Source organism: Actinotalea sp. JY-7885, from assembly GCF_014525465.1.
Taxonomy (GTDB): Bacteria; Actinomycetota; Actinomycetes; order Actinomycetales; family Cellulomonadaceae; genus Actinotalea.
This window is the reverse complement of record NZ_JACEXH010000023.1, coordinates 1-19,439: the sequence shown is the minus strand read 5'-3', so window position 1 is coordinate 19,439 and position 19,439 is coordinate 1. Positions and strand designations below refer to the sequence as shown.

Sequence of the window (19,439 nt, the reverse complement as noted above, 5' to 3'; positions counted from 1 at the left end):
GGCGGCGGGCGGCCGCCCGGCCGTGCCACGGGCGGCGAGCGCGGCGTCGACGGCCGGGTCGCCGAGGGCCGAGAGCCACTCGAGCAGGCCGGGGTACGTGGCCGGGTTGGCCGCCACGGCGGGCCGCAGGTCAGGCCGCTGCGCCGCGATGTCGGCGAGCGTCTGCCCGGGCGTGGTCGGGTCCGCTGCCTGTGCGGCGGTGAATCCCTGTGCGTCGGTCATCGTCGTGAACCCCTCCGGTGTCCGGGGCCCGGCGAAGCCGCCCCGGGAGAACCGTAGCGGTCAACCGAGCGCCGCGGGCACCCGGATGGCCGACGTGATCATGTCGGTGGGAAGACGCCCCAGTAGGCGAGCATCAGCAGCAGCACGGCGGACCCGGCGACCCCCGTCGCCAGGGTCCACTCCCCAGTGACGGTCCGCGCGGCCGGCTCCGCGCCGGGGCGCCGCGCGTCCAGGACGCGGTACACCAGGACGACCCCGGCGACGACGGCGACCACCCCGAGCAGCCGCACCGCGAGCCAGCCGCCCTGCACGAGCACGGGGTTCGTGAGGTAGTTCTGGGCCAGGTGCGCGACGGACATGAGATAGGCCACCAGGGTCACGAGCGTGAGCGCCGCACCCGCCGCCATCGTGACGAGCGGGGCGAGGATCCCCCGCCCCAGCGCGCGCTGGCGACGCCCGCGCAGCCGGCGGACCACCCACAGGACCGGGCCCACGAGGAGCGCCACGGCGCAGGCGCCGAGAGCCGCGACGACGAGGTCACCCTCGGCGAACCAGCGGGGGCGCTCGACGGGGTCGGCGCGGAAACGCTGGTACGGCTCCGCGCCCGCCACCCGGGGCTCCGCGTCGCCGGTCTCGGGCAGTCCCTGCACCCAGTCGACGAGGTCCCGGGCGAACTCGGGGACCAGCGTGGCGCCGATCTTGATGCCGTGGTTGGCGTCCTCGTAGTACCGCACGGTCCAGTCGGGGTTGGCCGCCATCGAGAGGTCCTCGACCAGCTCGAGCGCGCCCTGCACGGTGGGCATCGCGGCGTCCCCCGTCCCGTAGACGAGCAGCACGGGCTGACGCATGCGCTGCTGGAAGGGTCGCACCTCGAAGTTGCCGTACTCGAAGCCCCCGCCCGGGAACTCCATGCCGACCACGCGCGGGACGGCGCGGAGCACCTCCTCCGGCACGCCCGTGTTGCGCAGGTAGGAGTCGACCGCGAAGGCCGCCTGCTGGCGCGGCGGCACCACGGGGGCGGCGACGAGCACGACGAACGCCACCGACGGGTTGTCCGCCGCCATGACGGGCACGATCCAGCTGCCCTCGCTCTCGCCGTAGACCCCGACGCGGTCGCTGTCCACGCCCGGCAGACCGCGCAGCAGCTCGACGCTGCGCAGGTAGTCGCTGGCCATCGCGTTGTAGTCGCGCGTGCGCGTCGTGTACGTGTCGAGCCGCTTGTTCGGCACCATCGCGACGATGCCCGCGCTCGCGAGGGCCTGCGCCTGCTGCGTGAACGCGACGTCGAACTTGCCCGTCCCCGCGCCGTGGACGAAGACCACGCCCGGGCGCTCGCCCTGCGCACCCACGGGCTCGCTGATCTGGGCCTCGACCACGGCGCCCGCGAGCTCGACGGTCACCACCGAGGTCGCGACCTCGTAGGTGCCGACCGCGTCCGCGCCCTCGACGCCCCCGATGGCGGTGTCGGCCGACTCGACCTCGATCGTCTCGGTGAGGGGAACGGGGTCCCAGTCCGGACCGGAGACGGTGCCGACGATGCCGAGCGCCACGACTGCCACGGCGCTCGAGAGCGCGATCCGGTATCGCACGCCGCGGAGTCTAGCCGCGCCGTCGGGCTGGGACGGACGGGCCGAGCCCGCGCCGCGCCCGTCAGAACCCGAGGCGGCGCAGCTGCTTGGGGTCCCGCTGCCAGTCCTTGGCGACCTTGACGTGCAGGTCCAGGTAGACCCGGGCCCCCAGGAGCGCCTCGATGCCGCGCCGGGCCGTCGAGCCCACGTCGCGCAGCCGGGCGCCGCCCTTGCCGATGATGATCGCCTTCTGGCTGTCGCGCTCGACGAAGAGCTCGACGCGCACGTCGAGCAGGGGCGGCCTGCCGTCCGAGCCGTCGCGCCCCTCCCGCGGCTGGATCTCGTCCACGACGACGGCGAGCGAGTGCGGCAGCTCGTCGCGCACGCCCTCGAGCGCCGCCTCCCGCACCAGCTCGGCGACCATGACGGCCTCCGGCTCGTCGGTGAGCTCACCGTCCGGGTAGAGCGCCGGTCCCGGCTCGAGGTGGCTCACGAGGACGTCGACGAGCGTGTCGACCTGGTACCCCTCGACGGCGCTGACGGGCACGACGTCGGCCCACTCCCCCAGGGCCGCCACCGCCATGAGGTGCTCGGCGAGCCGGCCCTTGGGCACGGTGTCCGCCTTGGTGGCCACGGCCACGACGGGGGTCGAGTGCGGTCCGGACGCGAGCTCGGTGAGCTGCTGGGCGATCCACCGGTCCCCCGGGCCCACACGCTGGTCCGCCGGCAGGCAGAAGACCACGACGTCGACCTCGCCGAGCGTGTTCTTGACCAGGTCGTTGAGCCGCTCGCCCAGCAGCGTGCGCGGGCGGTGCAGCCCCGGTGTGTCGACGAGGACCACCTGCGCGTCGGGGCGGTGGACGATGCCCCGGATCACGTGCCGGGTGGTCTGCGGCCGCCCGGAGGTGATCGCGACCTTCTGCCCCACGATCGCGTTGGTCAGCGTCGACTTGCCGGCGTTCGGCCGCCCGACGATGCAGACGAAGCCGGACCGGAAGGTGCCGTCGTCGGTGGTCGGGCGGGTCATCGTGGAGCTCCCTGCGTCGGTGGTGCGTCCGGCACCTCGTCCTGGCTGTCGAGGGGCGCGCGGCGCACCACGAGCGTAGCCACCTGCTTGCGGCGTCCCTCCACGCGGTCCGCGCTCAGCTCGAGCCCGCCGACGACGGCGCTCGACCCTGCCAGGGGCACCTTGCCCAGTGCCTTCGCGAGCAGGCCGCCCGCGCTGTCGACGTCGTCGTCCTCGAGCTCGAGGTCGAACAGCTCGCCCAGCTCGTCGACGGGCAGGCGGGAGGGCACGCGGTACGCGCCGTCGCCCAGGTCCTCGACGTCGACGGGCGAGCGGTCGTGCTCGTCGGTGAGCTCGCCCACGATCTCCTCGAGGGCGTCCTCGATCGTCACGAGGCCGGCGATGCCGCCGAACTCGTCCACGACCATGGCCATGTGGAAGGCGCCGCGCTGCATCTCGCGCAGCAGGTCGTCCACCGGCTTGGACTCGGGCACGAAGACCGGCGGCCGCAGCAGCCCGTCGACGGGCTCCTCGTCGGAGCCCTCGTGCAGGTGGCGGTGCCGCACGACGTCCTTGAGGTAGAGGACGCCGAGCACGTCGTCGACCGACTCGCCCACGACCGGCACGCGCGAGTAGCCCGAGCGCAGGAACAGCGACATGGCCTTGCGCAGCGGCGTCCCGCTCGGCAGCGTGATCATGTCCGTGCGGGGCACCATCACGGCGCGCGTGATGGTGTCGCCGAGCTCGAGGACGGAGCGGAACATCTCCCGCTCCTCGTCCTGCATGTGCTCCGACTCGCTGACCCGGTCGACCATGTCGCGCAGCTCGTCGTCCGTGAGCTCGTGCTGCTCGGAGATGCCCGCGCCCGCCGACCCGAGCGGCGTCGTGAGCACGCGCGCGCCGACGAGCCAGCCCGCCGTCAGGCGCAGCGTCCCCACCGGGTGGCGGCGCCCGAGCGTCCGCGGGACGTGCCGCACCACGACCACCGCGACGGCGGCGACGACGACGGCGGCGAGCGCCAGGACCTGCCACCACCGCAGACCGGTCGCGGCCAGGCCGAGGGTCGCCGCCACGGCGGCCAGGGCCTCGCAGAGCACCCGCACGAACGCGGCCGCCGACGCCGTGCTGTGCTGGTCGTCGGCGACGCGCTGCAGGCGTCGACCGACCGGCGCGTCCGACGCCGCGAGCTCGGCCAGCGCCGTGCGGCTCACGCGCAGCAGCGCGGTCTCGCCGGCGGACAGCATCACCGCGGGCAGCACGAGGAGGGCGGCGACGACCAGCAGCACCCCCGCAGGAGCACCGCTCATCGCGTGGCGAGGAAGGTCAGGAGGAGCTGGCGCTGGAGCGCGAACATCTCCTTCTCCTCCTCCGGCTCGGCGTGGTCGTAGCCGAGCAGGTGCAGGATGCCGTGCGTCGTCAGGAGCAGCAGCTCCTCGGTCGTGGAGTGCCCCGCGTCGCGCGCCTGGCGCGCGGCGACCTCCGGGCACAGGACGACGTCGCCCAGCAACCCGGGCGGCGACGGCTCGCCGTCCTGGCCCGGGCGCAGCTCGTCCATCGGGAACGACAGGACGTCGGTGGGTCCGGGCTCGTCCATCCACTGCACGTGGAGCTCGGACATGACCTCCGTGCCGACCAGCATGATCGACAGGTCCGTCTGGGGGTGCACGTGCATCGCGTCGAGCACGTGACGCCCGAGCGCCGCGAACTCCGCCTCGTCGACGGGGACGCCGGACTCGTTGTTGACCTCGATGCTCACCGGCGCCCGCTCCTGCCGTCGGCCCGGTGGTCGTGCGCGGGCGCGCGGTCCGCGTCCCACGCCGCGTAGGCGTCGATGATCGAGCCGACGAGGCGGTGCCGGACGACGTCCTCCGAGGTCAGCCGGCAGAACTCGACATCGTCGACGCCGCTGAGGATGTCCTCCACGACGCGCAGGCCGGACGTCGTCCCGCCCGGCAGGTCGACCTGGGTGACGTCCCCGGTCACGACCATCTTGGCGCCGAACCCGAGGCGGGTGAGGAACATCTTCATCTGCTCGGTGGAGGTGTTCTGGGCCTCGTCGAGGATGATGAACGCGTCGTTGAGCGTGCGCCCGCGCATGTAGGCGAGCGGCGCGACCTCGACCGTGCCGGCCTCCATGAGCCGCGGGATCGAGTCCGGGTCCACCATGTCGTGGAGCGCGTCGTACAGGGGCCGCAGGTAGGGGTCGATCTTCTCGCTGAGCGAGCCGGGCAGGAAGCCGAGCCGCTCCCCGGCCTCGACCGCCGGCCGCGTCAGGACGATGCGGTTGACCTGCTTGGCCTGCAGGGCCTGGACGGCCTTGGCCATCGCGAGGTAGGTCTTCCCGGTGCCCGCCGGGCCGATCCCGAACGTGATGGTGTGGCGGTCGATCGCGTCGACGTAGGCCTTCTGACCGACCGTCTTGGGCCGGATGGTGCGGCCACGGTTGGACAGGACGTTCTGCGTGAGCACCTCGGCGGGCCGGGCGGCCGTCGCGGCCGTGAGCATGCGCACGGAGCGCGCGACGACGTCGCCGCTGAGCTCGGTCCCGCTCGCGGCCACCTCGAGCAGCTCGTCCAGCAGGCGCGAGACCAGGGCGACATCACCCGGGGGGCCCTGGAGCGTGATCTGGTCGCCGCGCGCGTGGATCCGCACGCCCGGGAACCCGGCCTCCACCGCACGCAGGACCTCGTCCCCCGTTCCCAGGAGGGCTACCGCCGGAAGGTGGGACGGCACGACGATGCGGTGCTCGACGTCGCCGCCGCCTGCGCCGTGCAGGCGTCGCGCAGATGTGTCTGACATGGGTCGGCCGGGGGCCGCGTCTCCTCGGGAGGTCGTCGTGTCGCGTGGTCGTGCGACGTGGTCGGGCGAAGGCTGCGCGCCGGGTGACGGCGCTCACCCATCGTACCGGCGCACCCACCCGGACGGCGGCCGGACGATCAGCCCGGGGACCACCCGAGCTGCGTCCCGCCGAGCACGTGGCCGTGCACGTGGTACACCGACTGGCCGGCGTGCGGGCCGGTGTTGAAGACGAGGCGGAACTGCCCGCCCGCCTCGGCCTCGGCCACCTCCTCGGCGAGGCGCACCACCGCCGCGAGCAGCTCCGGTGACGCCGCCGCGAGGCGCACGACGTCGGGGTGGTGCTCGCGCGGGACGACCAGCACGTGCACGGGGGCCTGCGGGTCCAGGTCGCGGAACGCGACGGCGTGCTCGTCGGAGGCGACGACGGTGGCCGGGACCTCCCCCGCGACGATGCGGCAGAACAGGCAGTCGTCGGCGCGACCGGGCGCCGGGGTGCTGGGTGAGCGCGACATGCCGACAGGCTAGCCGCGGCGCCTGGCGCGCGCTGGCGGCGGCGCCTGCCACCATGGCACCCACCCGACGGACGGAGCCCACGTGACCCGCTCGACCGCATCGCCCGCCGCGTCACGAGTCGCGGTACGACGCACGACGGCGCTCCGGCGCACCGCGCTGGCCCTCGCCGTGACCGGCCTGGTCACCGGCGCCGCGGCGGCCTGCCAGACCGGCACCGAGGAGCCCGCCACGAGCGGCTCACCGAGCGCGTCCCCGACCGCCTCGTCGTCGGCGACCCCCTCACCGAGCGCGTCCGCGACCACCTCTCCGGCGGCGACGAGCGCCCCCACCGAGGAGCCGGCGGCGGCACCCGCTGTCAACGGCCCGAACTCGATCACGGCACCGCTCGCCGGCCAGCAGGTCACCTCGCCCGTGACGGCGACCGGCGAGGGCACCGCGTACGAGGCGACGTTGAGCTACCGGGTCGTGGCCGCGGGCACCGAGGACGTCGTCGTCGAGGGCTGGACCGAGGCCGGGGCCAACGGCGAGATCGGGCCGTGGAGCATCGAGCTGGACCTCGACCCGGGCACGTGGACGCTCCAGGTCTGGGAGGCGTCGATGTCCGAGACCGAGACCGAGGGCGCGGGCGCGTCCGACAACCGCGTCGAGGTGACGTTCACCGTCGGCTAGCGGACGGTGAACGCAGGCTCGCGGGTCAGCCCCACCGGCCCGTGCGTGCGGCGAGGAGGGCGAGGGCGACCGGCCCCGCCGTCGACGTCCGGAGCACGTGCGGCCCGAGCCGCACCGCGGTCGCGCCGGCGGCCTCGAGGCGCTCGACCTCCTCGGCCGAGATGCCGCCCTCCGGGCCGACGACGACGAGCACCTCCGCCCCGGCGGCACCGCCCGGACCGCCGTCGGGCAGCGGCACCTCGGTGAGCGGGACGCTCGCCTCCTCGTGCAGGACGAGCGCGACGCCGCCCGCCGCGACGACGGCGGCGGCGCGTGCAGCGAGCCCCGCGGTGTCCACGGGCTCGGCGACGGCCGGCACGTGCGCCCGGCGGGACTGCTTGGTCGCCTCGCGCACCGTGGCGCGCCACTTCGCGCGGCTCTTCGCGGCGCGCTCGCCGCGCCACACCACGATCGAGCGGGCGGCCTGCCAGGGGACGACCTCGTCCACGCCGACCTCGGTCGCCGCCTCGATCGCGAGCTCGTCGCGGTCGCCCTTGGCGAGCGCCTGCACCAGGACGAGGCGGGGCGAGGCCTGCGGCTCCACGACGACGTCGACCACCGTGAGCGTGAGGCGACCCGGCTCGACCGCGGCGATCTCGCACCGCAGCCGCACGCCGGCGCCGTCGGCGACGTCGACACGCTCGCCCGCGCGGCGACGTTGCACGACCCCGGCATGCCGCGCCTCGCCGCCCTGCAGGACGTACGCGCCGCCCGGTGCCGCACCGGACAGCTGCCCCGGCTCCGCGAGGAAGACCGGGGCGCTCACCGGACGCTCACGTCAGCGGCCCGCGAGCTTGTCGCGCAGCTTGGAGAAGACGCCGGGGTGGGCAGGGGCGACGCGGGACGCCGGACGGGCCTCGCCGCGCAGCTCCGCCAGCCGGCGCAGGAGCTCGGCCTGCTCGTCGTCCAGCGTCGTGGGCACCTGCACGTCGACGTGGACGTTGAGGTCGCCGCGGCCTCCCACGTGCAGGTGGCCGATCCCCAGGCCCCGCTCGACGACGACGTCGCCCGGCTGCGTGCCCGGCCGGATGTCGATCTCGCGGGGGCCGTCGAGCGTCTCGAGCTCGACCACCGTCCCGAGCGCCGCGGCCGTCATCGGGATCTCGAGCGTGCAGTGCAGGTCGTCGCCGCGGCGCACGAACGTCTCGTGGTTGCGCTCGCGCACCTCGAGGTAGACGTCGCCGGGCGGGCCGCCCGCGGGACCGACCTCGCCCTGACCCGTGAGCTTGATGCGGGTGCCGGTGTCCACCCCGGCCGGCACGTCCACCGACAGGGTGCGGCGGCTGCGGACGCGCCCCTCGCCCGAGCACTCCGGGCACGGCTCGGGGATGACCGTGCCGAAGCCGTGGCAGGCCGCGCACGGGCTCGAGGTCATGACCTGGCCGAGGAAGGAGCGGGCGACCCGCTGCACGACGCCACGGCCACCGCAGACGTCGCAGGTGCGGGGCGAGGTGCCGGGGCGGCAGCACGAGCCCTGGCAGGTGCCGCACAGGACCGCGGTGTCGACGGGCACCTCGCGGTGGACGCCGAAGGCGGCCTCGGCGAGGTCGATGTCGAGGCGGACCAGCGCGTCCTGCCCGCGCCGGGCGCGCGGCACCGGACCGCGCTGCGCCGACGCGCCCTGGGCGGCACCGAAGAACGTCTCGAAGATGTCCTGGAAGCCGAAGCCGGCGCCGAAGTTCGCGCCGCCGCCGCCGCCGGGAGCGGTCGGGTCCACGCCGCGGTCGTACATCTGGCGCTTCTCGGGGTTGGAGAGCACCTCGTAGGCGCGCGAGACGTCCTTGAAGCGGTCCTCCGCACCCTCACCGGTCGCGACGTCCGGGTGCAGCTCACGCGCCAGCCGGCGGTACGCCTTCTTGATCTCGTCCTGCGTCGCGTCGCGGCTGACGCCGAGGACCTCGTAGTAGTTGCTGCTCACGTGTCACTCTCTGGACCGGGGGGTCCGGTGTCGGGCGGCGGTCGGACGGGTCTGGGGCGGCCGCGGCCGGTCGGGCCGAGGCGGTGCGCCGGGGCTCAGGGGGCGAGGATCCGGGACAGGTACCGCGCGACGGCCCGGACCGCGGCGATCGTGCCCGCGTAGTCCATGCGCGTGGGTCCCAGCGAGCCGATGCGCGCGACCGGATCGCCGTCCGCACCGTACCCCGCGGCGACGATGGAGGTCTCCGCCAGTCCGGCGTGCTGGTTCTCGCTGCCGATCCGCACCGACACGGGCGCGGCGTCCTCGGCCATGTCCGTGAGCAGGCGCAGCAGCACCACCTGCTCCTCCAGCGCCTCGAGCACGGGCCGGATGGTGTGCGGGAAGTCCGTGCCGCTGCGCGCGAGGTTCGCCGCGCCCGCCATGACGATGCGCTCCTCCGTCGCCTCGGCCAGGGTGTCCTCGACGACCTTGATCACGCGGAGCACGATCGGCCGGTCGGCGACGGCGAACGCCTGGGTCATGCGGTCGAGCGGCTCCGCGAGGTCCACGAGCCGGCGGCCCGCCACCGTGGCGTTGAGCCGCGCGCGCAGCTCGGTGACGACGCGCTCCGCGACCGGTTCGCCGAGGTCCAGCACGCGCTGCTCGACGCGCCCGTTGTCCGTGATGATCACGACGAGGAGCCGGTCGTGGCCCACCGGGACGAGCTCGAGGTGCCGCAGCGCCGAGCGCCGCAGCGAGGGGTACTGCACGACGGCGACCTGCTGGGTCAGCTGCGCGAGCAGGCGCACGGAGCGGTCCACGACGTCGTCGAGGTCCACCGCCTCCTCGAGCAGCGTCTGGATCGCGCGGCGCTCCGCGGCCGACAGCGGCTTGACGGTCGAGAGCCGGTCGACGAAGAGGCGGTAGCCCTTGTCCGTCGGCACCCGGCCCGCCGAGGTGTGGGGCTGCGCGATGTACCCGGCGTCCTCGAGGGCGGCCATGTCGTTGCGGATCGTGGCCGGCGACACGCCGAGGTTGTGCCGCTCGACGAGCACGCGGGAGCCGACCGGCTCCTGGGTCTCGACGTAGTCCTCGACGATGGCGCGCAGCACGTCGAGCCTGCGGTCCTCGCTCATGACACCTCCTCTCCCACAGCACACCCGGCACGGCCGGGCGTCGTCGCATGTGGCACTCTCAGGGTCCGAGTGCCAATCCTACCCGCGCGCGGCGCCCACCGTCGCGAGCCACGAGCCGACGGAGGACCATGGACCGCTACGGACGCGACGTCCTCGCCGGACCGACCCCCGGCCAGGGGCCGACCAGCCCCCACCACCGGCGCAAGCCCTCGTCGCGGCCGCTCGCCGCCGACGTCGGGCTCGTGGTCGAGGAGGTCACGACCGGCTGGGTCGGCGCCGTCGTGCGCGTCGAGAAGTCCGGCGGGATGCACGTCGTCGTCCTGGAGGACCGCGCAGGGCGCACCCGCACCTTCCCGCTCGGCCCCGGCTTCTGGGTCGACGGCGAGCCGGTCGAGCTCACGCCCCCCGTCACCGCCCCCGCCCCGCAGCGCCCGACGCGCACGGCGTCCGGGTCCGTCGCCGTGCACGGCGCCCGCGCCCGCGTGGCGCGCGGCGGCCGCATCTGGGTCGAGGGCAAGCACGACGCGGAGCTCGTCGAGAAGGTGTGGGGCGACGACCTGCGCCTCGAGGGCGTCGTCGTCGAGCTCCTCGACGGCGTCGACGACCTCGCCGCCGCCGTGCGGGAGTTCGCGCCCGGGCCCGGGCGCCGCCTCGGCGTGCTCGTCGACCACCTCGTGGCCGGCAGCAAGGAGTCGCGCATCGCGGCGGACGCCATGCGCGCCGCGGCTCCCGGCACGCTGCTCGTGCTCGGCCACCCGTACGTCGACGTCTGGCAGGCCGTCCGCCCCGGGCGCCTCGGGCTCGACGCCTGGCCCGTCATCGACCGTGGCACGGAGTGGAAGCGCGGCATCCTGCGCACGCTCGGCTGGCCGGCCGACGACCAGGCCGACGTCGCGCGTGGGTGGCAGCGCATCCTGCGCAGCGTCCGCGACTACCGGGACCTCGAGCCCAGCCTCCTCGGCCGCATGGAGGAGCTGATCGACTTCGTCACCGCACCCTGAGGCGGCGCCTTCGCTAGTGTTCGGTGCACCGAGCCGGTGCACCGCCGCTCGGCCCCGGCGGCACCGCCGACCGGGACCACGAGGCCGGCAGCTGCGGTCAGCCCGACACGACGAAGCTGGTGAGAGCGACATGACGACGAATCCCTCCGACGAGCCCCAGTTCCCCGGTACGCCCGGTGCCGCGGGCACGCCCGCCGGCCCGCCCGCGGGCGCCACGCCCCCGCCCGCCTACGGCACCCAGCCCGGCGGCTACCAGCAGCCCGGGTACCAGCAGCCCGGTGGCCCCCAGCAGGCGCCCGGCTACCAGCAGCCGGGCTACCAGCAGCAGCAGCAGCCGGGTGGCTACCAGCAGCAGCCCGGTGGGTACCAGCAGCCCGGCGGCTACGCGCCCTACCCGGGCACGGGCTACCCGCCGCCCGGGCAGGTCCCGCTGTCCGACGCCGAGCAGCGCCAGTGGGCGATGTTCGCCCACCTCGGCGGCATCATCCTCGGCTTCATCGCGCCCCTCGTCATCTGGCTGATGTACAAGGACCGGGGCCGCTTCGTGGAGGAGCAGTCCAAGGAGGCGCTCAACTTTCAGATCACGCTGACGATCGCCGCCGTCGCGTTCGCCGTCATCACCGCGATCACGTTCGGGATCGGCTCGATCCTGTACGTCGCGTTCATCGTCGCCCTGGTCTTCATGATCATGGCCGGCGTCGCCGCGAACAAGGGCGAGGCGTACCGCTACCCGGTGAACATCCGCTTCATCAAGTGATCGGCCGCTGAGCGGGCGGTCGCCCGCTGACCGACGGGGTCGGTGCCCACGGGCACCGACCCCGTCGTCGTCCCGGGACGCTCAGCCCGTGAGGTCGCGGACGACCGTGTCGGCCAGGAGCCGCCCCCGGCGCGTGAGGACCGCACTGCCCGCGCTCGCGGCCCGCGCGTCGAGCAGCCCGTCGGCGACCAGGCCCGCCACCGCCGCTCGGCCCGCGGGGCCGACGTCGGCGAGCGGCAGGCCACCGCGGAGCCGGACGCCGAGCATGACGCGCTCGAGCCGGACCTCCTGCGGCGCGAGCTCCTCACGGCCCGCCGCGGGCGTCAACCCCGCGCCGAGCCGGTCCGCGTAGGCGCGCGGGTGCTTGACGTTCCACCAGCGCAGCGCCCGGCCGTCGCGGCCCTCGCCGAGGTGGGAGTGCGCGCCGGGTCCGAAGCCCCACCAGTCGTCGCCGCGCCAGTAGCCGACGTTGTGGCGGCACGCGGCGCCGGGCTCGCGGGCCCAGTTGCTGATCTCGTACCACCGCAGGCCGGCGGCGCCGAGCACGTCGTCGGCCAGCTCGTACTTCGCGGCCTGGTCGTCGAGGTCGGGCGCCGGGATGAGCCCGCGCCGCACCTGGACGGCCATCCGCGTGCCCTGCTCGACCGTGAGCGCGTACGCGGACACGTGGTCGACGTCGCACGCGACCACGGCGTCCAGCGAGCGCCGCCAGTCGGCGAGGCTCTCCCCCGGCGTGCCGTAGATGAGGTCGAGCGAGACGGCGAGGCCGGCCTCGCGCGCCCACGCGACGGCCTGCGGCACCCGGTCGGGGTCGTGCGTCCGCTCGAGGGTCGCGAGCACGTGCGGCACGGCCGACTGCATGCCGAACGAGACGCGCGTGAACCCGCCCGCGGCGAGCTCCGCGAGCGAGTCGGGGGTGACGGAGTCCGGGTTCGCCTCGGTCGTGACCTCGACGCCGGCCGCGAGCCCCCAGGTGCCGCGCAGCCGGTCCACCATCGCCACCAGGTCGGCGGCCGGCAGCACGGTCGGCGTGCCCCCGCCGAGGAAGACGGTCGCCACCTCGCGCGGCGTCCGCCCGACGGCGTCCAGCGTGCGGGCGGCGAGGTCGACCTCGCGCGCGACCGTCTCGGCGTAGCGCTCATGGCCCGCGCTGCGCCCACCGGCCTCCGCGAGCAGCTCCGCCGCCGTGTAGGTGTTGAAGTCGCAGTAGCCGCACCGCACGGTGCAGAACGGCACGTGGAGGTAGACGCCGAACCCGCGCGGGCCGGCGCCGGTCGAGGGCCGGAGCCAGTCGGGGAAGGTCCCGTCCGGCGGTGGTGCGGCCCCCTCGGGAAGCGCGGGGCTCACGAGCCGACCCGCCGGGGGGTCACTTGCGTGCCTTCTCCTTGGCATCCTTGCCGCCGGACTCCGTCGAGAGCGCGGCGATGAAGGCCTCCTGCGGCACCTCGACCCGACCGATCGTCTTCATGCGCTTCTTGCCCTCCTTCTGCTTCTCGAGGAGCTTGCGCTTGCGGCTGATGTCGCCGCCGTAGCACTTGGCCAGGACGTCCTTGCGGATCGCGCGCACGGTCTCGCGCGCGATGACGCGCGAGCCGACGGCGGCCTGGATCGGCACCTCGAACTGCTGGCGCGGGATGAGCTCGCGGAGCTTGCCCACCATCATCACGCCGTAGGCGTAGGCCTTGTCCTTGTGCACGATCGCGCTGAACGCGTCGACCTGCTCGCCCTGCAGCAGGATGTCCACCTTGACCAGGGCGGCCGCCTGCTCGCCCGAGGGCTCGTAGTCGAGGGACGCGTAGCCGCGGGTCCGGGACTTCAGCTGGTCGAAGAAGTCGAAGACGATCTCGGCGAGCGGGAGCGTGTACCGCATCTCCACCCGGTCCTCCGAGAGGTAGTCCATGCCGCCGAGCTCGCCGCGGCGGGTCTGGCACAGCTCCATCACGGCGCCGATGAACTCGCTCGGGCACAGGATCGTGGCCTTGACCATCGGCTCCCGGACCTCGCCGATCTTGCCGCCCGGGAACTCGCTCGGGTTGGTCACGCGGATGACCGAGCGGTCCTCCATGGTGACCTCGTACACGACGTTCGGCGCCGTGGAGATGAGGTCGAGGTCGAACTCGCGCTCGAGCCGCTCGCGGATGATCTCCAGGTGCAGCAGCCCCAGGAAGCCGACGCGGAAGCCGAAGCCGAGCGCGACCGAGGTCTCGGGCTCGTAGACGAGGGCGGCGTCGTTGAGCTTGAGCCGGTCGAGGGCGTCGCGCAGCACCGGGTAGTCCGTGCCGTCGATCGGGTACAGGCCGGAGAACACCATGGGGCGGGGGTCGTCGTAGCCGCCCAGCGACTCGGCGGCGGGCTTGCCGGCGTTGGTGACCGTGTCCCCGACCTTGGACTGGCGGACGTCCTTGACGCCGGTGATGAGGTAGCCCACCTCGCCCACGCCCAGGCCCTGCGTCGGGATCCCCTCCGGGGAGATGACGCCGATCTCGAGCAGCTCGTGCTGCGCGCGCGTCGACATCATGACGATGCGCTCGCGCGGGCTGAGGTGGCCGTCGACGACGCGGACGTAGGTGATCACGCCGCGGTAGGTGTCGTAGACCGAGTCGAAGATCATGGCGCGCGCGGGGGCGTCGGCGTCCCCGCGGGGTGCGGGCACGGTGCGGACGATGCGGTCGAGCAGCACCTCCACGCCCTCGCCCGTCTTCCCGGACACGCGCAGCACGTCCTCGGGCTCCCCGCCGACCAGCTTGGCGATCTCCTCGGCGTACTTCTCGGGCTGCGCCGCCGGCAGGTCGATCTTGTTCAGGACGGGGATGATCGCGAGGTCGTTCTCCATCGCGAGGTAGAGGTTCGCGAGCGTCTGCGCCTCGATGCCCTGGGCGGCGTCGACCAGGAGGACGGCGCCCTCGCACGCGGCGAGCGAGCGCGAGACCTCGTACGTGAAGTCGACGTGGCCCGGCGTGTCGATCATGTTGAGCGCGTAGGGGACGAGGACGCCGTCCTCCCCCGCCATCGCCCACGGCATGCGCACCGCCTGCGACTTGATCGTGATGCCGCGCTCGCGCTCGATGTCCATCCGGTCGAGGTACTGCGCGCGCATCGCGCGCTGGTCGACGACGCCCGTGAGCTGGAGCATGCGGTCGGCCAGCGTCGACTTGCCGTGGTCGATGTGGGCGATGATGCAGAAGTTGCGCAGCAGCTCGGGCGGCGTGGCGGCCGGCTGGATGCGGCTGCTCAGCGAGGCGCTCGGGATCGGTGACACGCCACCATGGTCCCATGACCGGCCCCGTCCCCCGGCACGGCGGCCGGGCCGCGCGGCGCCCTCATGCCTCGCGCGTGATCTGCACGGTGACCTCGTGCGCCCGCGTCCCCCCGCCCGCGTACGTCCCCCGCACGGGGGCGACGTCCTGGTACTCGCGGCCACGACCGATGACGACGTGGTGCTCGCCGACGTCGGTCCCGTTCGTCGGGTCGAAGGCGACCCAGTCGCCGGCCCACCACTCGACCCACGCGTGGGACTCGCCGACGACGGAGAGCCCGACGTCCCCGCCGCGCAGCGGGTGCAGGTAGCCGGACACGTAGCGCGCCGGCACGCCGGCGCTGCGCAGGGCCGCCACCGTCAGGTGCGCGAGGTCCTGGCACACGCCCTTGCGCTGCTCCCACGCGTCGGCGGCGGTCGAGTGCACCGCGGTGACGCCCGGCACGTACTCCACGAGCTCGTGCAGCCGCAGCGCCACGGCGCGCGCCGTGGCGTCCGGACCCAGCTCGGCGGCGAGCTCCGCCGCCGTGGCGGCGACGTCGTCGGGCGCGCGCGTGGTGGCCGACGGCGCCAGGAACTCACCGAGCTCGGCCACCGTGGCGGGGTCGCGCACCTGCTCCCACGTCGCGTCGGCGACGACGGTGCGATCGCCGACGTCCACGCGCGTGACCGACTCCAGCACGAGCTCGCGGTGCGGCACGCCGCTCTCGAAGGCGGCGACCGCCGTCCCCCAGTAGTCGCGGTAGTCGTGGCGCCAGGTCTGCGGCTCCACCGCCAGCCGGCTCTCCAGGACGGTCTGGCCGCGCTCGGACAGCGGCGTCATGCGCGCCTCGTTGTACGACGCCGTCACCGGACCGTCGTAGACGAACCGCGTCGTGTGCACCACGTGCAGCCGGCTCACAGCATGCTCCCCACCCACGTGGTCACCGCACCGGACGGGAAGTAGCGGGCGCGGATCGCGTCGCTCGCCGCCGCGCACGCCCGCTGCACCAGCGCCATCTGGTGCGGCAGGTGCGCCAGCACCTCGCCGAGCTCGGCGTACTCCAGTCCGGTCCGGGCGTGCCCGAGGCTGCGGCGGGCCGCGATCGAGTACAGATCCTGCCCGGGCGGCTCCAGCGCATCGAGGCAGCTCTGGGCCTGGGTGAGCGCGTACACGACCGAGCGCGGGAACAGGGGGTCGGTCAGCAGGAACTCCGCGGCGCTCCGGTCCGTGGCGACCCCGCGGAAGCGCCGCAGGTACGCCTCGTGCGCGCCGCACGAGCGCAGCAGCGTCGGCCAGTCGGGCCCGGACGCGCCGGTGAGCGCCCGCGCCGCCAGCAGGCGCGCGGTCATGTCCGCGCGCTCGATCGACCGCCCGAGCACGAGGAACTGCCAGGTGTCGTCGCGGGAGAGCGACTGGTCCACGATGCCGCTGACGACGGCCGCCCGCTCGCGGACCCAGGCCAGGAAGTCGTGCGGCCGGCCGGACCGCGTCCGCACCGGGAGCTGCGTCCAGGTCGCGTTGAGCGCCTCCCACAGCTCCGTCGAGATGACCTCGCGGCCCCGCCGCGCGTTCTCCCGCGCCGCGACCAGGGCGCCGGCGATCGAGGCCGGCGCGGCGGCGTCGTACGCGAGCACCTCGAGCACGACCCGACGCCCCGCCGGCACCCCGGGCTCCGGCTCGCGGTCCATCACGGCGAGCAGCGAGCGGCAGGCCAGGTCCTCCTCCGCCCACGGGTCCTCCAGCAGCGCGTGCAGGTGGACGTCGAGGAGGCGGGCCGTGTCCTCCGCGCGCTCGACGTAGCGGCCGATCCAGAACAGCGACTCGGCGATGCGGCTCAGCACCCGGCACCACCCGTCCCGGCCGGCGCCGGTGCCCACCGGGCCTGCTGCTGCTGCTGCACCTGCACCTGCACCTCCTGGTCGGCCGGGCTGCTGTCGATCGGGACGCCCTGCGGCAGCGGGGCGGGAGCGGACCGGGCCGCGGCCGGCAGCGGCCGGCGCGGCGCCCCCAGCACCCAGGTGTCCTTCGAGCCCCCGCCCCGCGAGCTGTTGACGACGAGCTCGCCCTCCGGGAGCGCGACGCGGGTGAGCCCGCCGGGCAGCACCCACACCTGGTCGCCGTCGTTCACGGCGAAGGGCCGCAGGTCCACGTGCCGGGGGCGGAAGCGGTCGTCGACGAGGGTCGGGACCGTCGAGAGCTGGACGACGGGCTGGGCGATCCAGCCGCGTGGGTCGGCGCGCAGCGTGCGGCGCAGCGCGTCGAGCTGGGCCCGGTCCGCGCGGGGACCGATGACCAGGCCCTTGCCACCCGACCCGTCGACCGGCTTGACGACCAGCTCGTCGAGGCGGTCGAGGACCTCGGCGAGCGCGTCCGGCTCCTCGAGCCGCCACGTCTCGACGTTGGGCAGGATCGCGTCCTCGCCCAGGTAGTAGCGGATGAGGTCGGGCAGGTAGGTGTAGACGAGCTTGTCGTCCGCGACCCCGTTGCCCACGGCGTTGGCGATGGTGACGGTCCCCGCCCGGGCGCACGCGAGCAGACCGGGGCTGCCCAGCAGGGAGTCCGCGCGGAACACGACCGGGTCGAGGTACTCGTCGTCGACCCGCCGGTACACCACGTCGACGCGGCGCCGGCCGTGCGTGGTCCGCATCCACACCCGCCCACCCGCGCAGAACAGGTCGCGTCCCTCGACGAGCTCGACGCCCATCGTCCGCGCGAGCAGCGAGTGCTCGAAGTAGGCGCTGTTGTGCACGCCGGGCGTCAGCACGACGACGGTCGGCTCGTCGACGCCGGACGGCGCGGCGGCCGTCAGGGCCGCGAGCAGGCGGCGCGAGTAGTCCTGGACCGGACGGATCCGGAGCGCGGCGAAGAGCTCGGGGAAGCTCTGCGCCATCGCCCGCCGGTTCGAGAGCACGTAGCTGACGCCGCTCGGCACACGGACGTTGTCCTCCAGCACCCGGAAGGCGCCCTGCTCGTCGCGGACGAGGTCGATCCCCGAGACGTGCACCCGGACCCCGTTCGCGGGACGGATCCCGTGCGCCGCCCGGTGGAAGTGGGTCGACGTGGTCAGGAGCCGGCGCGGCACGACGCCGTCCGCGACCGCCCGCTGCTCCCCGTAGACGTCGTCGAGGAACGCCTCGAGCGCGCGGACGCGCTGCGCGACGCCGGGCGCGACCGTCTCCCACTCCGCGGCGGTCAGGACGCGCGGCGCGACGTCGACGGGGAAGGGGCGCTCCTCCCCCGCGAGCGCGAAGGTCACGCCCTGCGTGAGGTAGGCGCGTGCCATGAGCTCGGCGCGCGAGCGGAGCTCGCCCGCGGGCATCGCCACGAGCGCCTCGTGCACCCGCTCGTAGGCGGCGCGGACGGACCCGTCGCGGTCGAACACCTCGTCCCACGCTGCCCCGGCGGGGTAACCCTCGAACAGGTCGGCCATAGTCGGACGTTAGGTGGCAGACGTCACATCGAGGTTTCCGGCGGCTTTCCGGCATGGTTCGGACGCCGGTGTGCCGGGCAGGCTCGGGCCACGCAGAGCCGGTACGCGCGGCGTGCGGCTACCGTGGCCGCGTGCCCTCCCCGCGCTCCCTCCTGCGCCGCGCCGCGCGCCTGGCGCGGGCCGTCGTCCACGGCCGGACGACCGCGGCACCGCCAGCCCCCTCGGCACGGGCCGCGGCCGGGTACGCGGGCGACTTCCGGGGGACGGTGCACGCCGTCTACGCCCCGGACCTCGACGGCGACCCGGACCCGGGCGAGATCGTGTGGACGTGGGTGCCGTTCGAGGAGGACCACACGCGCGGGAAGGACCGCCCGGTGCTGCTCGTCGGGCACGACGGGCCCTGGCTCCTCGGGCTCATGCTCACGAGCCGCGACCACGACGCCCGTCCCGGCCGCGCCCCGGGACGGTGGGTCGACGTCGGCTCGGGCGACTGGGACGCGCGCCGCCGGCCGAGCGAGATCCGGGTGGACCGCGTGCTGCGGGTGGACCCCGCCGCGGTGCGGCGCGAGGGTGCCGTGCTGGACCGCGCCCGGTTCGACGACGTCGTCGCCCACATGGGCGGCTCCTGGTAGCATCGACCTTCGCGTGTCCGCCCAGGTCGGCGGGCACTCGTCCGGCGTCTCCCCGAGGGTGTCCCCACGCCCCAGTCCCGATACCGGACGCGCCCTCTACGACCTGTCAGATTCGCTCCGGCGAAACGCACAAGAGAGTCAAACACGTGGCGAACATCAAGTCCCAGATCAAGCGCATCCGCACCAACGAGATCGCGCGCCTGCGCAACAAGGCTGTGAAGTCCGAGCTCAAGACGCACGTGCGTCGGGTGCGCGAGGCCGTCGCCGCAGGCGACAAGGAGGCAGCCGCCACGGCCCTCCAGGTCGCGACGACCAAGCTCGACAAGGCCGTGAGCAAGGGCGTCATCCACGCCAACCAGGCCGCGAACCGCAAGTCGGCGCTGGCCAAGCAGGTCGCCTCCCTCTGAGGCGACCACCGTCCGCCGGATCCACCCGGCGGGCACCGGACGCACGAGAAGGGGGGCCCCCCCCGGGGGGGGGGGGGGGCGGGGGCGGCGGCGGCGGCAGGGGCGGGGGGGGGGCGGGGGGGCC

The 19,439-nt window shown here is 74.5% G+C and carries 20 protein-coding genes; 5 read left to right on the top strand and 15 right to left on the bottom strand.

Annotated features, from left to right (window positions below):
• The 7 genes from IDM29_RS03890 to IDM29_RS03860 all read right to left on the bottom strand — a co-directional run.
• Positions 1 to 222: hypothetical protein (locus IDM29_RS03890; RefSeq protein ID WP_375372395.1), on the bottom strand; the 222-nt coding region annotated here is incomplete at its 3' end.
• Positions 223 to 320: 98 nt separating this feature from the next.
• Positions 321 to 1,811, bottom strand: coding sequence for a prolyl oligopeptidase family serine peptidase (locus tag IDM29_RS03885; protein WP_188037217.1), 1,491 nt, complete (start codon positions 1,809 to 1,811; stop codon positions 321 to 323).
• A 61-nt stretch (positions 1,812 to 1,872) separates the two neighbouring features.
• Complete coding sequence (era, locus tag IDM29_RS03880; protein ID WP_182111485.1) at positions 1,873 to 2,817, bottom strand: GTPase Era; 945 nt, start codon at positions 2,815 to 2,817, stop codon at positions 1,873 to 1,875.
• The gene (locus tag IDM29_RS03875; protein WP_188037216.1) at positions 2,814 to 4,103 is read right to left on the bottom strand and encodes a hemolysin family protein; all 1,290 of its coding nucleotides are present in this window, start codon (positions 4,101 to 4,103) and stop codon (positions 2,814 to 2,816) included. Before IDM29_RS03875 ends, era begins: the two co-directional genes overlap by 4 nt.
• On the bottom strand, positions 4,100 to 4,552 hold the full coding sequence (ybeY, locus tag IDM29_RS03870; RefSeq protein ID WP_182111487.1) for an rRNA maturation RNase YbeY: 453 nt from the start codon (positions 4,550 to 4,552) through the stop codon (positions 4,100 to 4,102). Before ybeY ends, IDM29_RS03875 begins: the two co-directional genes overlap by 4 nt.
• Complete coding sequence (locus IDM29_RS03865) at positions 4,549 to 5,595, bottom strand: PhoH family protein (protein ID WP_182111488.1); 1,047 nt, start codon at positions 5,593 to 5,595, stop codon at positions 4,549 to 4,551. Before IDM29_RS03865 ends, ybeY begins: the two co-directional genes overlap by 4 nt.
• A gap of 137 nt (positions 5,596 to 5,732) precedes the next feature.
• Positions 5,733 to 6,107 carry an HIT domain-containing protein gene (locus IDM29_RS03860; protein WP_182111489.1) on the bottom strand — a complete coding sequence of 125 codons (375 nt, stop codon included), beginning with the start codon at positions 6,105 to 6,107 and terminating at the stop codon, positions 5,733 to 5,735.
• A gap of 82 nt (positions 6,108 to 6,189) precedes the next feature.
• On the opposite strand from IDM29_RS03860, the gene IDM29_RS03855 reads away from it, so the two are divergent.
• A complete protein-coding gene (locus tag IDM29_RS03855) occupies positions 6,190 to 6,777 on the top strand; it encodes a Gmad2 immunoglobulin-like domain-containing protein (RefSeq protein WP_188037215.1) in 588 nt (195 codons plus the stop codon).
• 25 nt (positions 6,778 to 6,802) lie between these two features.
• Here the strand turns inward: IDM29_RS03855 and IDM29_RS03850 are convergent, their stop codons facing one another.
• The 3 genes from IDM29_RS03850 to hrcA all read right to left on the bottom strand — a co-directional run bounded on the left by IDM29_RS03850 (position 6,803) and on the right by hrcA (position 9,849).
• Positions 6,803 to 7,582 (bottom strand): 16S rRNA (uracil(1498)-N(3))-methyltransferase, encoded by a 780-nt coding sequence (locus IDM29_RS03850; RefSeq protein WP_182111491.1) that lies wholly within the window; start codon positions 7,580 to 7,582, stop codon positions 6,803 to 6,805.
• Positions 7,583 to 7,594: 12 nt separating this feature from the next.
• Positions 7,595 to 8,734: a molecular chaperone DnaJ gene (dnaJ, locus tag IDM29_RS03845; RefSeq protein WP_182111492.1), complete on the bottom strand. Its 1,140-nt coding sequence runs from the start codon at positions 8,732 to 8,734 to the stop codon at positions 7,595 to 7,597.
• A 95-nt stretch (positions 8,735 to 8,829) separates the two neighbouring features.
• Positions 8,830 to 9,849 carry a heat-inducible transcriptional repressor HrcA gene (gene hrcA / locus IDM29_RS03840; protein ID WP_182111493.1) on the bottom strand — a complete coding sequence of 340 codons (1,020 nt, stop codon included), beginning with the start codon at positions 9,847 to 9,849 and terminating at the stop codon, positions 8,830 to 8,832.
• A 128-nt stretch (positions 9,850 to 9,977) separates the two neighbouring features.
• Here hrcA and IDM29_RS03835 point away from each other — a divergent pair, with 128 nt between their 5' ends.
• Entirely contained in the window at positions 9,978 to 10,850 is an 873-nt protein-coding gene (locus IDM29_RS03835; protein WP_182111494.1) for a DUF3097 domain-containing protein, read from the top strand.
• 130 nt (positions 10,851 to 10,980) lie between these two features.
• Positions 10,981 to 11,607, top strand: a complete 627-nt coding sequence (locus IDM29_RS17195) for a DUF4870 domain-containing protein (protein ID WP_188037214.1) — start codon at positions 10,981 to 10,983, stop codon at positions 11,605 to 11,607.
• A gap of 81 nt (positions 11,608 to 11,688) precedes the next feature.
• Here the strand turns inward: IDM29_RS17195 and hemW are convergent, their stop codons facing one another.
• From hemW to IDM29_RS03805, 5 genes are all read right to left on the bottom strand, one after another.
• Positions 11,689 to 12,954, bottom strand: coding sequence for a radical SAM family heme chaperone HemW (hemW, locus tag IDM29_RS03825; RefSeq protein WP_188037213.1), 1,266 nt, complete (start codon positions 12,952 to 12,954; stop codon positions 11,689 to 11,691).
• Positions 12,955 to 12,973: 19 nt separating this feature from the next.
• A complete protein-coding gene (gene lepA / locus IDM29_RS03820; protein ID WP_182111497.1) occupies positions 12,974 to 14,866 on the bottom strand; it encodes a translation elongation factor 4 in 1,893 nt (630 codons plus the stop codon).
• A 61-nt stretch (positions 14,867 to 14,927) separates the two neighbouring features.
• Positions 14,928 to 15,764, bottom strand: a complete 837-nt coding sequence (locus IDM29_RS03815) for a transglutaminase family protein (RefSeq protein ID WP_182111498.1) — start codon at positions 15,762 to 15,764, stop codon at positions 14,928 to 14,930.
• Positions 15,761 to 16,687: an alpha-E domain-containing protein gene (locus tag IDM29_RS03810; RefSeq protein ID WP_182111499.1), complete on the bottom strand. Its 927-nt coding sequence runs from the start codon at positions 16,685 to 16,687 to the stop codon at positions 15,761 to 15,763. Before IDM29_RS03810 ends, IDM29_RS03815 begins: the two co-directional genes overlap by 4 nt.
• Positions 16,681 to 18,276, bottom strand: a complete 1,596-nt coding sequence (locus IDM29_RS03805) for a circularly permuted type 2 ATP-grasp protein (protein ID WP_182111500.1) — start codon at positions 18,274 to 18,276, stop codon at positions 16,681 to 16,683. Before IDM29_RS03805 ends, IDM29_RS03810 begins: the two co-directional genes overlap by 7 nt.
• 131 nt (positions 18,277 to 18,407) lie before the next feature.
• On the opposite strand from IDM29_RS03805, the gene IDM29_RS03800 reads away from it, so the two are divergent.
• Both IDM29_RS03800 and rpsT read left to right on the top strand, forming a co-directional pair.
• Positions 18,408 to 18,908, top strand: a complete 501-nt coding sequence (locus IDM29_RS03800) for a type II toxin-antitoxin system PemK/MazF family toxin (protein ID WP_255491555.1) — start codon at positions 18,408 to 18,410, stop codon at positions 18,906 to 18,908.
• A 146-nt stretch (positions 18,909 to 19,054) separates the two neighbouring features.
• Positions 19,055 to 19,315 (top strand): 30S ribosomal protein S20, encoded by a 261-nt coding sequence (gene rpsT, locus IDM29_RS17190; protein WP_182111502.1) that lies wholly within the window; start codon positions 19,055 to 19,057, stop codon positions 19,313 to 19,315.
• Positions 19,316 to 19,439 lie beyond the last annotated feature (124 nt).

Bases quoted from the DNA above. Each gene is read 5' to 3' on its own strand.
- era (WP_182111485.1), bottom strand. From the start codon at position 2,817: ATGACCCGCCCGACCACCGACGACGGCACCTTCCGGTCCGGCTTCGTC.
- IDM29_RS03860 (WP_182111489.1), bottom strand. From the start codon at position 6,107: ATGTCGCGCTCACCCAGCACCCCGGCGCCCGGTCGCGCCGACGACTGC.
- IDM29_RS03875 (WP_188037216.1), bottom strand. From the start codon at position 4,103: ATGAGCGGTGCTCCTGCGGGGGTGCTGCTGGTCGTCGCCGCCCTCCTC.
- IDM29_RS03865 (WP_182111488.1), bottom strand. From the start codon at position 5,595: ATGTCAGACACATCTGCGCGACGCCTGCACGGCGCAGGCGGCGGCGAC.
- IDM29_RS03805 (WP_182111500.1), bottom strand. From the start codon at position 18,276: ATGGCCGACCTGTTCGAGGGTTACCCCGCCGGGGCAGCGTGGGACGAG.
- IDM29_RS03835 (WP_182111494.1), top strand. From the start codon at position 9,978: ATGGACCGCTACGGACGCGACGTCCTCGCCGGACCGACCCCCGGCCAG.
- hrcA (WP_182111493.1), bottom strand. From the start codon at position 9,849: ATGAGCGAGGACCGCAGGCTCGACGTGCTGCGCGCCATCGTCGAGGAC.
- IDM29_RS17195 (WP_188037214.1), top strand. From the start codon at position 10,981: ATGACGACGAATCCCTCCGACGAGCCCCAGTTCCCCGGTACGCCCGGT.